General features: G+C 73.0%; 11 protein-coding genes and 2 pseudogenes. 5 read left to right on the top strand and 8 right to left on the bottom strand.

Going from position 1 to position 13,403, the window contains the following annotated elements:
• The first annotated feature begins 256 nt into the window (after positions 1-256).
• Together ACFYMP_RS04420 and ACFYMP_RS04415 are read left to right on the top strand one after the other, a co-directional pair.
• The gene (locus ACFYMP_RS04420; protein WP_388850310.1) at positions 257-1,195 is read left to right on the top strand and encodes an amino acid ABC transporter permease; all 939 of its coding nucleotides are present in this window, start codon (positions 257-259) and stop codon (positions 1,193-1,195) included.
• Entirely contained in the window at positions 1,192-1,995 is an 804-nt protein-coding gene (locus tag ACFYMP_RS04415; RefSeq protein WP_388850307.1) for an amino acid ABC transporter ATP-binding protein, read from the top strand. Before ACFYMP_RS04420 ends, ACFYMP_RS04415 begins: the two co-directional genes overlap by 4 nt.
• A 127-nt stretch (positions 1,996-2,122) precedes the next feature.
• Here the strand turns inward: ACFYMP_RS04415 and ACFYMP_RS04410 are convergent, their stop codons facing one another.
• Complete coding sequence (locus ACFYMP_RS04410) at positions 2,123-2,899, bottom strand: class I SAM-dependent methyltransferase (RefSeq protein WP_388850304.1); 777 nt, start codon at positions 2,897-2,899, stop codon at positions 2,123-2,125.
• 164 nt (positions 2,900-3,063) lie between these two features.
• On the opposite strand from ACFYMP_RS04410, the gene ACFYMP_RS04405 reads away from it, so the two are divergent.
• Entirely contained in the window at positions 3,064-3,750 is a 687-nt protein-coding gene (locus tag ACFYMP_RS04405) for a CGNR zinc finger domain-containing protein (RefSeq protein WP_388850301.1), read from the top strand.
• 152 nt (positions 3,751-3,902) lie between these two features.
• Here ACFYMP_RS04405 and sodX read toward each other — a convergent pair.
• Positions 3,903-4,202: pseudogene (sodX, locus tag ACFYMP_RS04400) on the bottom strand (nickel-type superoxide dismutase maturation protease); the annotation flags it as partial.
• A 167-nt stretch (positions 4,203-4,369) separates the two neighbouring features.
• Here sodX and sodN point away from each other — a divergent pair.
• Positions 4,370-4,765, top strand: a complete 396-nt coding sequence (sodN, locus tag ACFYMP_RS04395) for a superoxide dismutase, Ni (protein WP_363148504.1) — start codon at positions 4,370-4,372, stop codon at positions 4,763-4,765.
• Between the two features lie 7 nt (positions 4,766-4,772).
• On the opposite strand, the pseudogene ACFYMP_RS04390 reads toward sodN, so the two are convergent.
• Positions 4,773-5,287: pseudogene (locus tag ACFYMP_RS04390) on the bottom strand (tyrosine-type recombinase/integrase); the annotation flags it as partial.
• A 190-nt stretch (positions 5,288-5,477) separates the two neighbouring features.
• Entirely contained in the window at positions 5,478-6,425 is a 948-nt protein-coding gene (locus ACFYMP_RS04385; RefSeq protein ID WP_388850298.1) for a helix-turn-helix transcriptional regulator, read from the bottom strand.
• 95 nt (positions 6,426-6,520) lie between these two features.
• On the opposite strand from ACFYMP_RS04385, the gene ACFYMP_RS04380 reads away from it, so the two are divergent.
• Positions 6,521-7,054 (top strand): SGNH/GDSL hydrolase family protein, encoded by a 534-nt coding sequence (locus ACFYMP_RS04380; protein ID WP_388850295.1) that lies wholly within the window; start codon positions 6,521-6,523, stop codon positions 7,052-7,054.
• A 235-nt stretch (positions 7,055-7,289) separates the two neighbouring features.
• On the opposite strand, the gene pcaB is transcribed toward ACFYMP_RS04380, so the two are convergent.
• From pcaB to ACFYMP_RS04360, 4 genes are all read right to left on the bottom strand, one after another.
• Positions 7,290-8,690 carry a 3-carboxy-cis,cis-muconate cycloisomerase gene (pcaB, locus tag ACFYMP_RS04375; protein WP_388850992.1) on the bottom strand — a complete coding sequence of 467 codons (1,401 nt, stop codon included), beginning with the start codon at positions 8,688-8,690 and terminating at the stop codon, positions 7,290-7,292.
• A 131-nt stretch (positions 8,691-8,821) separates the two neighbouring features.
• Complete coding sequence (locus tag ACFYMP_RS04370; RefSeq protein ID WP_388850292.1) at positions 8,822-10,789, bottom strand: FAD/NAD(P)-binding protein; 1,968 nt, start codon at positions 10,787-10,789, stop codon at positions 8,822-8,824.
• Entirely contained in the window at positions 10,786-12,051 is a 1,266-nt protein-coding gene (locus tag ACFYMP_RS04365) for an MFS transporter (protein ID WP_388850289.1), read from the bottom strand. The genes ACFYMP_RS04370 and ACFYMP_RS04365 overlap by 4 nt, the downstream gene beginning before the upstream one ends.
• 107 nt (positions 12,052-12,158) lie before the next feature.
• Complete coding sequence (locus ACFYMP_RS04360) at positions 12,159-13,298, bottom strand: HesA/MoeB/ThiF family protein (RefSeq protein ID WP_388850286.1); 1,140 nt, start codon at positions 13,296-13,298, stop codon at positions 12,159-12,161.
• Positions 13,299-13,403: the final 105 nt, after the last annotated feature.

Genomic DNA, 13,403 nt, shown 5'->3' with positions numbered 1-13,403 from the left:
GCCCCCAGCGGCCGGGGCCCCGGCCCCGGGGCCCCGCACCACCCCCACCGGCCGATACCGACCGCCCGGTCCGGCGCGGACCGCACCCCGTCGGGCGGCCCGCACCCCCGCCGCGAGACCAGGCCCGCCGCCGCGCGCGGACCGGCCTCGCACCTCGTCCCGCCGGGCCGTCGCGGGTACGGCCGCCCCCCCCACTCCCCACTCCTCCCCGGGTGACGCACGTCCCCGAGGACGTCGAAAGGCAGAGGCAGCATCCGTGTCGTCTGACATCACCACCGAGGCGGGCCCGAAGGACGCGCCCCCTCCGGGCCCCGAGGCCATCCGGGCCGTCCCCGTACGGCACTTCGGGCGCTACATAGCCGCCGTGGTCGCCCTCGCCGTCCTGGCGTCCCTCGTGTACGCCTTCTCGCAGGGGAAGATCAACTGGGGCGCCGTCCCCGACTACTTCCTCGACGACCGCATCCTCACCGGCATGGGCAAGACCCTGCTGCTGACGGTGATCTCCATGCTGATCGGCGTCGTCGGCGGCATCCTGCTGGCCGTGATGCGGCTGTCGAAGAACCCGGTGACCTCGTCCATCGCGTGGTTCTACATCTGGTTCTTCCGGGGCACCCCGGTCCTGGTCCAGCTCATGGTGTGGTTCAACCTGGGCCTGGTCTTCGAGTACATCAACCTCGGGCCGCTCTACAAGGACTACTGGTCCTCGTTCATGACCCCGCTGCTCACCGCGCTGCTCGGGCTCGGTCTCAACGAGGCCGCGTACATGGCGGAGATCTGCCGCGCCGGTCTGCTCTCGGTGGACGAGGGCCAGACGGAGGCCTCCCAGGCGCTCGGCATGAGCCACTCCAAGACCCTGCGCCGCATCGTCGTCCCGCAGGCCATGCGCGTCATCGTGCCGCCCACCGGCAACGAGGTCATCAACATGCTCAAGACGACCTCGCTCGTCGCGGCGGTGCAGTACCCCGAACTGCTGCGCGCCGCCCAGGACATCGGGCAGGTCTCCGGCGCCCCCGTCGAGATGCTGTTCGTCGCCGCCGCCTGGTACCTGATCCTCACCTCCGCGCTGAGCGTGGGCCAGTACTACGTCGAGCGGTACTACGCGCGCGGCTCCAGCCGGGCGCTGCCCGCGACCCCGTTCCAGAAGATCAAGGCCAACGTACTGTCGCTGGGCCGTCCGTCGGGAGGCATGGCATGAGTGATCTCACGAAGCGGTCCGGGGCCCCGGACGCGGCGGGCACCCCCATGGTGAAGGCCGAGGGCGTCCACAAGTCCTTCGGCAGCCTGGACGTCCTCAAGGGCATCGACCTGGAGGTGGCCAAGGGCGAGGTGTTCTGCCTGATCGGCCCCTCCGGCTCGGGCAAGTCGACCTTCCTGCGGTGCATCAACCACCTGGAGAAGGTCAACGCGGGCCGGCTGTACGTCGAGGGGGAACTGGTCGGCTACCGGCAGCGCGGCGACAAGCTGTACGAGCTGAAGGACAGCGAGGTCGCCCTGCGCCGCCGGGACATCGGCATGGTCTTCCAGCGCTTCAACCTCTTCCCGCACAAGACCGCGCTGGAGAACATCATCGAGGCCCCGACGCAGGTCAAGGGCGTCCCGAAGGCGCAGGCGCGGGCGCGCGCCGGTGAACTGCTGGAGCGGGTCGGTCTCGCCGACAAGGCGGGCAGCTACCCCTCGCAGCTCTCCGGCGGCCAGCAGCAGCGCGTCGCGATCGCGCGGGCCCTCGCGATGGACCCGAAGCTCATGCTGTTCGACGAGCCGACCTCGGCGCTCGACCCGGAGCTGGTCGGCGACGTCCTCGACGTGATGCGCGACCTCGCCGAGTCCGGCATGACGATGATCGTGGTCACGCACGAGATGGGCTTCGCCCGCGAGGTCGGCGACTCGCTGGTCTTCATGGACGGCGGGGTGGTGGTCGAGTCCGGCAACCCGCGCGAGGTGCTGACCGACCCGCGGCACGAGCGGACCAAAGCCTTCCTGTCGAAGGTCCTGTGAGGCGGCAGGGGGCGGGTCCCGGCCGCCCGGCGCGGGGCCACTGAGCACGGCGGGGCCGGGCCGGCGCGTGCGGGGCGATACGGAGCGGATGATTCCGTACCGCCCCGCGCGACTTCGGCCCACGATCTCACTTCAAGGCGAGCACCAGCGCGTCGGAGGGCGAGGACCACACGGCGCGGGCCTCGGCGAAACCGGCCGCGCGCAGCATCTCGGTGTGCCGGCCGACGGGCAGGCTGTCGCCCTCGGCGTGCTCCCCGTACAGCGCGAACCGTTCGGCGGTGGGCCCGGCGAGCACCGGGTCGGCGGCGGCGGTCCGCCACCAGTCCGCCCAGTCCAGCGCCCCCGCGGCGCGGGCCCGGTCCATGGCCGCGTGCCGGTGCGCGCGTTCGGCGGCGTTGATCCTCGGCGTGGCGGGGTCGGGCATGTGGTCGGCGTTCATGAAGGCCCCGCCCTCCCGCACGAGCGCGGGAAGCCGCCCGTAGAGGGCGCGCAGATCGGCGCTCGGCAGCCAGTGCAGGGCGGTGGCGGTGAGGACCACGTCGTAGGTCTCGTACGGCAGCTCACGCGTCCACTCGGGCCGCTTGAGGTCGGCGGTCACGAAGGAGACCCGTTCGTCCCCCGCGAAGGTGCCCCGGGCGATCGCGAGCAGCGCCGGGTCGAGGTCGACTCCGGTGCTCCGCGCGTCCGGGAAGCGGCGCAGCACCCGGTCCGTGATGCTCCCCGTGCCGCACGCGAGGTCCAAGACCCTGGGGGCGGGGCCGGCCAGCGCCTCCGTCATGTCGAGCATGACCCGGAACCGCTCCTCGCGGTCGGGCATGTACCACTCCTGCTGCCGGTCCCAGCTCTCCTGCCAGGCCCGCCAGTCCGTCGCGTACGGTGCCGCGTCCGTCCCCGTCCCGCCCATGTCCGTCCTCCCGTAGCCGGGCGCGTACGCCCGGGAACCCGGGGCGTACGCGCCCCGAAGCCGACCCACCGCGCAGCACGGCGATACGTAATACCCTCGGTACAAGTTCAGCCATTACCGCCGTGCGACACACGCACGATAGACCGCCCCGGTAAGGACAACAAGTGGAACTGGCCTATTACTCGGACTACGCCGTGCGCCTGGTCAACACCGAGGAGCCCGCACGCCGCAAGGACTCCCTGACCTCGGTCGAGGCGGTACGGGAGCTGTTCGGCTCCAGCACGCAGGCCGCCCGCCGGGCCGGCGACGCGGATGTCACACGCTTCCGGGGCGTGCGGGCCCGGCTGCGCGCCGTCTTCGAGGCCGCCGACCGGGGCGAGCAGGAGCAGGCGGTGCACCTGCTGAACTCCCTGCTCCTGGAGTTCCCGGTGAGCCCGCAGGTCTCGGGGCACGAGTACCTGGACGAGTCCGGGAACCCGCGCTGGCACATGCACCTCGCGGAGCACCCCTCGAACGCCACCGCCGGTTACGCGGCGATCGCCGCGATGGGCCTCGCCTTCCACCTCACCGAGTACGGGGTGGACCGGCTCGGTCTGTGCCAGGCGGCGCCCTGCCGCAACGCCTACCTGGACACCTCGACGAACCGTTCGCGCCGCTACTGCTCGGACCGCTGCGCGACCCGCGCCAACGTGGCCGCCTACCGCGCCCGCAAACGCCGGGAGGCCGAGGCCCCGGGCGCCGGCCCGGAGCGCACGGGACGCACGGAGGACAGCCCCCAGCGCACGAGCGAGACGGCGGAGCCGAGCACCCCGCCCACGCCGGTGCCCGCGGCCGACCCGGCGGAGCGCTGAGCCGGCCCGTCCTCGCCACCGGACCACCCGGACCCCGCCGGGGCCCCCTCGGGCGGTCCCCCGCCCGCGGCGGGCCCACCGCCCGTCCCCCCGGCCACCGGACGGTCCTCCTGGGCGCCCCCGCGCGGCCGGTACCGCCCCAGGACCCGCCCCAGGACCAGTTCTCCCGGCACGGTTCCGTAGTCGGTGCTGTCGCCCCCGGCGTACGGATTGTCCCCCCGCACCCACCAGCCGCCCGCCCGGCGCTCGACGGCGCGTTTGACGACGAGCAGATCCTGCTGGAACGGGTGGCGCAGGACCACCACGTCACCCGGTCGGACCCGGGCGCCGTAACGCACCAGAAGCTGGTCCCCGTGCCGCAGCGTCGGCAGCATCGAGGGCCCGTGCACCTCCGCGACCCCGAAGGGCGCCCCGGTCTCCCCCGCTCGCGCCCGCTCGCCCGGCTCAGGCATGGCGCACCTCCCCAGACTCCGCACCGCTCAACACCGTTCCCCAACCTCCACCGGTCCCAGTCTCACCCGGGACTTTTGCCCTAAGCCCCCGGGGGCACCCGAGAAAAGCGGCTCTCCACGGAGTAATGTCCCACCTGAGAAGACGATCACGAGGAAGGACAGCTCACATGCTCTCCCGCCTGTTTGCCCCCAAGGTCACGGTCAGCGCCCACTGCGACCTGCCCTGCGGCGTGTACGACCCGGCGCAGGCCCGCATCGAGGCCGAGTCAGTCAAGGCCGTCCAGGAGAAGTACCAGGCCAACGAGGACGCCGATTTCCGCACTCGCGCCATCATCATCAAGGAGCAGCGCGCGGAGCTGGCCAAGCACCACGTCTCCGTCCTGTGGAGCGACTACTTCAAGCCGCCGCACTTCGAGAAGTACCCGGAGCTGCACCAGCTGGTCAACGACACCCTGAAGGCGCTCTCCGCGGCCAAGGGCTCGAACGACCCGGCCACCGGCCAGAAGGCGCTCGACCTGATCGCCCAGATCGACAAGATCTTCTGGGAGACCAAGAAGGCGTGACTTTCTGTTAGGCCGTCTGACCCGCGATTTCGCTGGTCATGCCGGCCACCTGTCCGCACCCGGCCCGCAGGCCGCCGAGCACGGCGTCCCTCACGGACCGGGTGCGGTCTTCTTCCCCCGGCCACAGACGCGCGTAGATCCGCAGCGTGACGACGGCGGACGTGGCCGAGAACCATCTGCACCTGCTTGACGCTCGCCCCGCCCGCGATGAGCGCGGAGGTGCCGCAGGTCGTGTGTGACCGTGTGCGGCAGCCCGAAGGGCTTGCGGCCCTCACGTCCGACCGCCTCGTTCTCCTCCGCCCGGAGCTACTCGCGGGCGCAGTTCCACTCGGTCTTCCCACGGGGATAGTCGAGCGACTCGCCCTCCCCCATCGTGAAGAGCCGATCCGTGGAAGGGCGCGCGGCGGGCTCCCCGAGGAGCGCGTCGGTGACGACCTCCCCGACCGGAACCGTCCGCCGGGACTTCGCGGTCTTCGGCGGGCCGCCCCTCCCCGACCGGAGCCGCTGCCGGTCCACGCGGACGCCAACTACCCTGCCCCGCCGGACCAGTAGAATCTCGTTCCTTCGACAGCGCCTCAAGACCCGGAACGGTGGAATCCGGCGGTGTCCCCGAGGCGACACCCGGGCTTGTCTGTCTGCACGGCCTCGGCCCGGCCCAGGGCACGACAACCGTCCACCGAATCCGCCCAGGGCCCGTCGCGAGGCCGCGCGGTCAGGCGTACCCCCGAAGGATCTGTGCGGCGATTTCTTGGATGTGCTCGCGGGCTTCTGCGGGGCCGGTGACGGTGACGCTGTCGCCGAACTGCAGTAGCGGGCGCACGTCCTCCACGTCCCGAGCGGTGACCGTGATGCGTATGCGTTGCGTTGCGGTGGTGTCCCGAACGGTCAGGCGGCGGCCGAGGACGCGCCTCGCTCGGCCCAGTTGGTTCGCGTCGAGTTCGGCGTCGATCCGGAAGCCCTCCGCGTTCTCCCAGTTGGCCGTCAGTTCGCTTGCGACACTTTCCAGGGTCACGTCCGGACGCGTTCGACGGGCTTCCCGGATCGGCTCCCAGTCGGCGATCCGTTCCAGCGCGTGAAGTCGGGGACGGGCCGCGGAGTCCGCCACGAGATACCACTTCCCGGCTTTGGCCAGTAGCCCGTAAGGGTCGACGACCCGCCAGGTGGCCTCGACGTCCCCGGACCGGCGGTAGCGGATACGCAACCGGACACCGCGCCGCAGGTCACCCACCAGCGTTGCCGGAGGCAGTCCCTCGGCGTCTCCGGCGAACCACGGCCTGTTGTCGGTGGTCACGACCGCGCTCAAGGGCAGCGCGCCGGTGTCCGGCAGGCGCAGGGTCGACCGCATCTTCTTGTGCGCGCGCCGGGTGTCGGCCGCGGCTCCCAGTTGCTCGCGCTGCCTGTCGTCGAGGCCGTGGAGCGCGAGATGGTCCCGCTCGCTCGGGGTGAGCCGTGACGTGTCGAGCACCCCGCCGGGGAGAAGGGTCACCCCGCCCCAACGGCCTCGTCGGATCAGCAGCGGGAAGCCCGCTTCTTGCAGCCACCGCAGATCTCGCAGGACGGTGCGGACCGACACACCGACCCGCGCCGCCAGATCAGTGGTCGTCGTGGTCTCCCGGGACTGCAGCGCCAGCAGCAGTGAGAAGAAACGCTCCGAAGTCACGTGATCAAGAATCCCAGGAAACATGACGGAAGCCGTCATGTATGACAGGCAAGCTGCCGTCGTCCAGTGAGACCGACCAGCCCGAGGATGCTCAGATGACGGTTCTTCTTGTAGGCGACAGCAATCTCGCTCGCCTGTACGACGAATTCCCCGACTTGGTGCCGCAAGCGTTCGGCGCCGACGTCGAGTGCCGAGCCGCGGGGGGCGCGTGGTCCGGCTCCCTTCGCCACCAGATCGGCGACCGGACAGCGCGGGACTACGAGGCCGTCGTGGTGTCGATCGGAAGCAGCGACAGCCACCCGCCCTACGGCAGTTCCCCGGCGGCCTTCCGCGAGAACCTGTCCCGGGAACTGGAGAGCGGAGGACGGTGGATCGCCCTTCTGCCGCGTGACCTGCTCCGCGCTTATGCCCCCTGCACAGCCGACGAGGTCAACCCCCGTATCCGGGGCTTCGGCGGGATTCTGGCCGAGCTGGTCACGGCATCCGGCGGCATCGCACTGGATGTGGGGGCGATAACCGGAACACCCGCGCCGGCGGCGTACGAGGACGACGGCATCCATCTGACGCGCGGGGCCTACGAGAAGCTGGTGCCCGAGATCGCCCACGCGATCAAGGCGGTCGCACGATGAAGTAGCTCCGGCCCCGCTTCTACGCCGACCCGCTCGACAGCGCACGCGGCTCGCGGACCTGCTGGAGAGCGCACGCGGCTTCGGGCCCCCTCGATACATCGGCTTCGGGCCCGGCGACGGCGCGGCCCCGGACTCCGGAGCGGGCGGGCGCCGCCCCTCCCCCGGCGTCCTCGGCGGGCGGGCGCCGCGTACGCGCGTCCAGGCGAGGCACGGCGGGCGGTAGCCGTGACGCCGTTCAGCGCTCCCGGTGGGCGGCCGGACTCGGGCCCTTCGCCGCGCGGGTGAGGGCGCGGTCGACGAGGGGGCCCGCCGCTCCCGTGTAGGTGGCCGGGTCGCACAGGCCGGCGAGGCGGTCGGGGGTGAGCAGGTCCTTGAGCGCGGGCTCCTCGGCGAGGAGGCCGGCGAGGGGCCGGCCCGTTTCCTCGGCGTGGCGGGAGCAGCGGGCGAGGAGGGATTTCGCCGGGGCCTTGCCGAGGTGCGGGGCGAGGACGGCGGCGAGGCGTTCGGAGACGATCTGGCTGCCGGTGAGGGCCAGGTTGGCGCGCATCGCGGCCGGGCGCACGTCGAGGCCCTCGGCGAGTTCGGCGGCGGTCGCGGCGGCGCCGCCGGTCAGCCGCAGGCATTCGCGCAGCGGCAGCCACTCGGCGTGCCAGGCGCCCGCGGAGCGCTCGTCCTCGCTCAGCAGGCACTGCGCCAGTATCCCTGCCAGGGACGGGACTTGGAGGGCGGCGGTGCGTACGAGGGTGGCGAGGACGGGGTTGCGTTTGTGCGGCATGGCGGAGGAGCCGCCGCGCCCCTCGGGGCCGGGTTCGGCGAGTTCGCGGACCTCGGTGCGGCTGAGCTGCTGAACGTCGAGGGCGAGTTTGCCGAGCGTGCCCGCCGTCAGCGCGAGGTGCGCGGCGAGATCGGCGAGCGGGGTGCGCAGCGCGTGCCAGGGCAGGAGTGGGCGGGCGAGACCGGTCTCCTCGGCGAAGGCGTCCGTGAGCGCTTCGGCGTAGGCGGCGGGGTCGGTCGCGGGGTCCGCCAGGCGGGCGTACTCCAGGTAGCCGGCGAGGGTCCCGGCGGCGCCGCCGAGCGAGACGGGCAGGCCCCCTTCGCGCAGCGCGGCGAGACGGTCGCGGGCGTCGAGCAGGGCGTGGCGCCAGCCGGCGGCCTTGAGGCCGAAGGTGGTGGGGACGGCGTGCAGGCCGAGGGTCCGTCCGGCGAGGGTTGTGTCGCGGTGGGCGGCGGCGAGCGCGGCGAGCGCGTCGACGGTGCGGTCGAGGTCGGCGAGGAGCGGGCCGAGGGCCCGGTGGGCGATGAGCATCGCGGCCGTGTCGAGGATGTCCTGGCTGGTCGAGCCGCGGTGGACGTACTCGGCGGCCCCGGGGTCGCGGTCGGCGACCGCGCGGGCGAGGGCGGCGACCAGCCCGACGACGGGATTGGCGGTCTCCCGCGAGGCCAGGGCGAGGGCGCGCGCGTCGAAGTGCCCGGTGCGGGCGGTGTCGGCGATCACCGCGGCGGCACGGGCGGGCACGGTGCCGAGCCGGGCCTGGGCGCGGACGAGCGCGGTCTCCGCGTCGAGCATCGCGCGGACCCAGGCGCGGTCGGTCACGGCCGCCTCGACGGCCGTCCCGGCGCGGACCGGGGAGAGCAGGCCGGTGTCCTCGTCCGCCCCCTCGCGCCCTTCACGCTCCCGGGCGCGCGGAGCGGCGTCATCGTCGTCCGTACGTTCCGAGGGCCGCCCCCCGGCGTCCTCGCGGTCCGGGGTGTGCTGCTCTTCGGTGGTCACGCGGTCACCTCGCGGGGGACGGTCAGGGCGGGGTGCCCGGCGTCGGGCGCGGGCACGGGGGTGGGGAGGTGGGGCAGGGCGAGGACCGCGCGGGCGATGGCGTCGGAGTCGCCGAGGGTCACCGAGTCCACGCCGGGGCGGATGCCCGCGGCGGTCGCCCAGTGGACGGCCTCGGTGGGCACACCGTACGCGAAGCGGCGGGCTTGGGCGTGGCCCGTGCGGTCGATCAGGCGGTTGGGGCGCGCGGTGACGGCGAGCCCGCCGGTCTCGTAACTGCCGCCGGTGGCGCGGGGGATGCGGTACGCGGCGGCCTGCCCGGTGTCGAGGAGGTCGCGCAGGAGCGGGTCGGCGGTGCGGCGTACGTCGGGGGTGGGCAGCCGGGCCTCGATGAGGACGTCGGCGCGGACGACGGGGCCGGGGACGTGGGCGGAGGCCGCGGTGAAGGCGGGGGTGCGGGTGTCGAGTCCGACGCGCGGGTCGGGGCCGACCAGATGGAGGACGCCGGCCTCGACGAGGGCGTGCGCCTCCTCGATCCGGGAGAGGGGCGGGCCGATGGAGAGATAGGCGTTGAGCGGGGTGTACCAGCCGTCGAGATCGGCGTGGTAGCTGTCGCCGTCGATGCCCGCGTGGTCGACGGCCAGGCGTATCTCGTTGCGCAGGTCGCGCAGGACGTCGAGGGCGGCCTTGAGCGGGCCGTGGACGTTGCCCGCGCGGGCGGCGGCGATGTCGCGGCGCAGGTGGCCGAGGAGCCACCGGCGGAAGGACTCGCGGTCGGGGAAGGCGAGGCCGTGGGCGGGGGCGGCGAGCCGGGCCCAGTCCCAGCGGTCGCCGGGGGGTATGCCCAGGGCGTCGAGGAGCCGTTCCTCCTCGGCGGGGCCCGCGGCGAGGAAGGCGGCGGTGAACTCCGCACGCGGGGCGGCATGGCCGCGCTCGGCGAGGAGGGCCGCGTAGTAGACGGTGCGGACTTCCTTCGAGACGAGCGGCCAGATGTCGGCGCGGAAGCCGACGCGTTCGCCGCGCGCGGCGCGTTCGCGCAGGGCGGCGATGCGGTCGGGGGTGAGCAGCAGGGGCTGGTGGCGCCCGTGCGGGCCCTTCTCGTTGGCGCCGCGCGCGTGGTACGGGATGCCGCGCCGGGAGGTGCCCCAGAGCACGGGTTCCTCGCCGGAGGGCCGGTAGACCAGGCGGTCGCCGGTGCGGTGGTAGGTGCCGCCGCGGCCCTCGGTGAGGAGGGCGAGCAGGTCGAAGAAGGCCAGGCCGAGACCGCGCAGCAGGACCGGCCGGCCGGGGTGGACGGCGCGCAGGTCGAGGTCGGCGGGGTTGGCGGGCGCGATGTGGAGCAGTCCGTGGGCGGCGGCGAGGGCGGCGGTGCGCCGTTCGGCCGGGGTGGGCAGGGCCGGGACGTGGCCCTGGGCGAGGACGACGGCGTGCAGCCCGGTGAGGCGGGTGCCGTCGGCGAGCAGGACCTCCTGCGGGGCCTCGTCCCCGGCGGGCGGCATGGCCAGGGCGCGGGTGCGGTGGCGGCGGACGGTGACCTGGGCGGGGGCCCGCTCCAGGACGCGGTCGAGGGCGTGGCGCAGGTAGTGGCCGTACAGGGCGCGGGTGGGGTACGTGTCGGGGCCGAGCGCGGCGGCCTCGGCGCGCGCGGCCGGATCGTCCTCGGTGCCGGGCGGTACGGGTTCGCGGGCCCACTCCCACAGGGAGGGGCCCGGTTCGACGGGTCCTTCGAGGGTGACGCTCGCGTCCGTCCAGACGGTGATCTGGGCGGCGACGGTGTTCATGAGGAGGTGGCGCGACTGGTCGGTGCGCCACACGGCTCCCGCGCCGGGCTCGGCGGGGTCGACGAGGTGGACGAGGACCGAGGTGGCGGCGGGCGCGCGGCGGAGCCGGGCGCACAGCCGCTCCAGGACGGACAGCCCGCGGGGTCCGGCCCCGACGAGGCAGACCTCGATCCCGTCCGGGCTCACGAGGTCTGCTCCACGGGCGGGGCGGCCGGGCCCGCGGGCTCGGCGCGCTCGGCCTCGGCGGGGCTCGTGGGGGCGGGTCCGCGCATCGGGGTGAACCAGGCGAAGACCGCGAGGAGGAGCCGTACGACCCCGCTCAGGGCGATGATCAGGTAGACGTTGTGCAGGGCGCTCTCCATGAACCCGCCGACGAGCGCGGCGACCGGGATGGAGGTGAAGGCGAGCATCCGCGTGGCGGCGACGACCCGTCCCAGCAGGTGTCCGGGGACGATCCGCTGGCGCAGGGTGAACCACGAGACCATGTTGACGGAGGCGCACGCGAAGACGAGGCCCCACAGCAGGCCGATGACCACGGTCTCCCGCAGCGGTACGAGGACGAGGGTGAGGCAACCGGCGGCGGCGGTCGTGCAGATGATGATGCGCCCGGCCTCGAAGCGCTTGTTGAGGCGTCCGGCGACGGCGGCGCCGAGGACGGCACCGGCCCCCTGGCAGGCGAGGACGCCGCCGATCTGGGAGGGGCTGAGGTGGCGGTAGCTCGTCAGGTAGAAGACGAAGTTGGCCTGCACGATCCAGGTCGCGAAGTTGGTCCCGGTGAACAGGAGCGAGCCGGCCAGCAGCAGCCGGTTGCGGCGGAAGATGTACTGCCCGGCCTCGGCGAGGTCCTGGCGGAAGGTGGGCCGCTTGCCGGTGCGCGGGGCGCGTTGCCCGCCGCTGTCGCCGATCAGGAGGATGGCGCCGGCCGACACGAGGTAGGAGAGCGCGTTGAAGGTGATGGTGGCCTCGTAGCCGAGGACCGCGATGGCGCCACCGGCGATGACGGGGCCGACCATGCCCATGATGTTGTCGCCGGACTGAAGCCGCCCGTTGCCCTGGGCGAGTTTGTCCTTGGGCAGGATCTCGGGCAGGAAGCTCTGGAAGGCCGGGTGGTAGACGGGCTCGACGCAGCCGAGCACGAGGGCGACGACGAGGATCACGCCGAGGGAGTGGACGTCGGCGATGACGAGCACGGCGAGGACGCCCGCGACGGCCGCGGCGGCGAGGTCCCCGCCGACGAGGATGCGCCGCCGGTCGAAGCGGTCGGCCCACACGCCGCCGGGCAGCGAGAGCAGCAGGAAGGGCAGGTACTCGACGACGTAGACGAGGCTGGTGCTGAGCGCGGAGCCGGTCTGGTGCAGGACGAGAAGCGGCAGGGTGATCCGGTAGACCCAGTTGCCGAGCGACGAGGTCACGTAGGCGCCCAGCAGGAGGTGGTAGCGCTTGCCCATATCAGCCCATTCGTACGGTCGTTCTGGTGGCCTGTACATGAAGAGGGCGCCGGTACGCCGGAGTTGACCGGTCTCGGTACCGGTTTCCGGGTACGGGCGCCCTCGACTCAGGAGGGTACGGCCACCGGGCGCGGCGCGCTCACCGGCGTGCCGCACACCTCGCAGTCCTCAAGCCGCTTCCAGTGCTCGACGGCGGTCGTCGCGTAGTCCGCGAAGCGCAGTTCCATGAGGCGGTCGGTCGCGACGGGCGGGGCGACGCCGGTCGCGAGGCGGACGACCTCGCCGAGCAGGAAACCGGTCGTCATGGTGACGAGGGGCCCGAAGGCCGCGTTGTCCCCGCCGATCTGCCGTTCGGTCTTCTCGCTGAGCAGGGCCTTGGAGGTCGCGTCGGTCTCGAAGACGTGCCGGCGCCAGCAGGCCACGCAGCCGGTCTGTCCGGGCAGCACCGTGTAGTAGATGGAGCGCTGGGTGTCGAGCCCGCCGGTGGTGAAGGGGACCGAGGCGCGTACGCACGCCTCGTTGACCCAGGGGATGATCTCCGTCTTGGGCCGGTCCGCGACGCACACCACGACATCGGCGCCCTCGACGACGGCGGAGACGTCCTCGACCGATCCGAGCCGCTTCTCGACGGGTTCGATGTCGAGGCGGGAGTTGAACTCCTTGATGCGCTCGACGGCGCGGGCGAGCTTGGGCTGCCCCACGTCGCTCTCGCGGTAGAGGATCTGCCGGTTCAGGTTGGAGAGTTCGACCCGGTCGAACTCGACGGCGCGGATATGGCCGATACCGACCGCCGCCATGTCGAACAGGAGGTGGGAGCCGAGTCCGCCGAGCCCGAGCAGGGTCACCCGGCAGTCGCGCAGCCGGCGCTGCATCGCGTACTTGTCGTCGCCGAGGCGGGCGTAGGACCCGAAGAAGTTGATGTTGCGTTCCCAGCGCTTCTGTTCGTACGCGTCGAGGACGCCCTCGGGCGAGACGGCCGCGTCGATGAGGAAGCCGGCGGCGTCGAACTCGGACACGGCCGCGCGTACGTCCTCCTCGGTCACCTCGGGGAACTCGGCGACGAGGTCCCGGTGCGTCTCGGGGACGGTGCGGCTGCCGTCGAGGAGGGCCAGGAGGCGGCGTACGGCGCCGGTCGGGTCGTGGACCGTCGTGACCTCGCCGAACCCGTTGATCAGGACGTTCTCTCCGGAGCCGTAGACGGCGTTCATGTGCTTGAGCTGGGGCCGGACCCCGTCGGGAAGGGACACGACAACTCCTGTGAGATACTGGAAACTTGGCTCCGCGCGCCAGGCGGCCGGGCAAGGGCCGCCGGCCTCGCGCGGCGGGGTGCCGTGGCACCGGCCCCGGAGGTC

Origin of the sequence: Streptomyces sp. NPDC007088, from assembly GCF_042869355.1 — a bacterium.
Classification (GTDB): Bacteria; Actinomycetota; Actinomycetes; order Streptomycetales; family Streptomycetaceae; genus Streptomyces.
Note: the sequence above shows the minus strand (reverse complement) of the source record. Positions and strands in the feature narration are given on the sequence as shown.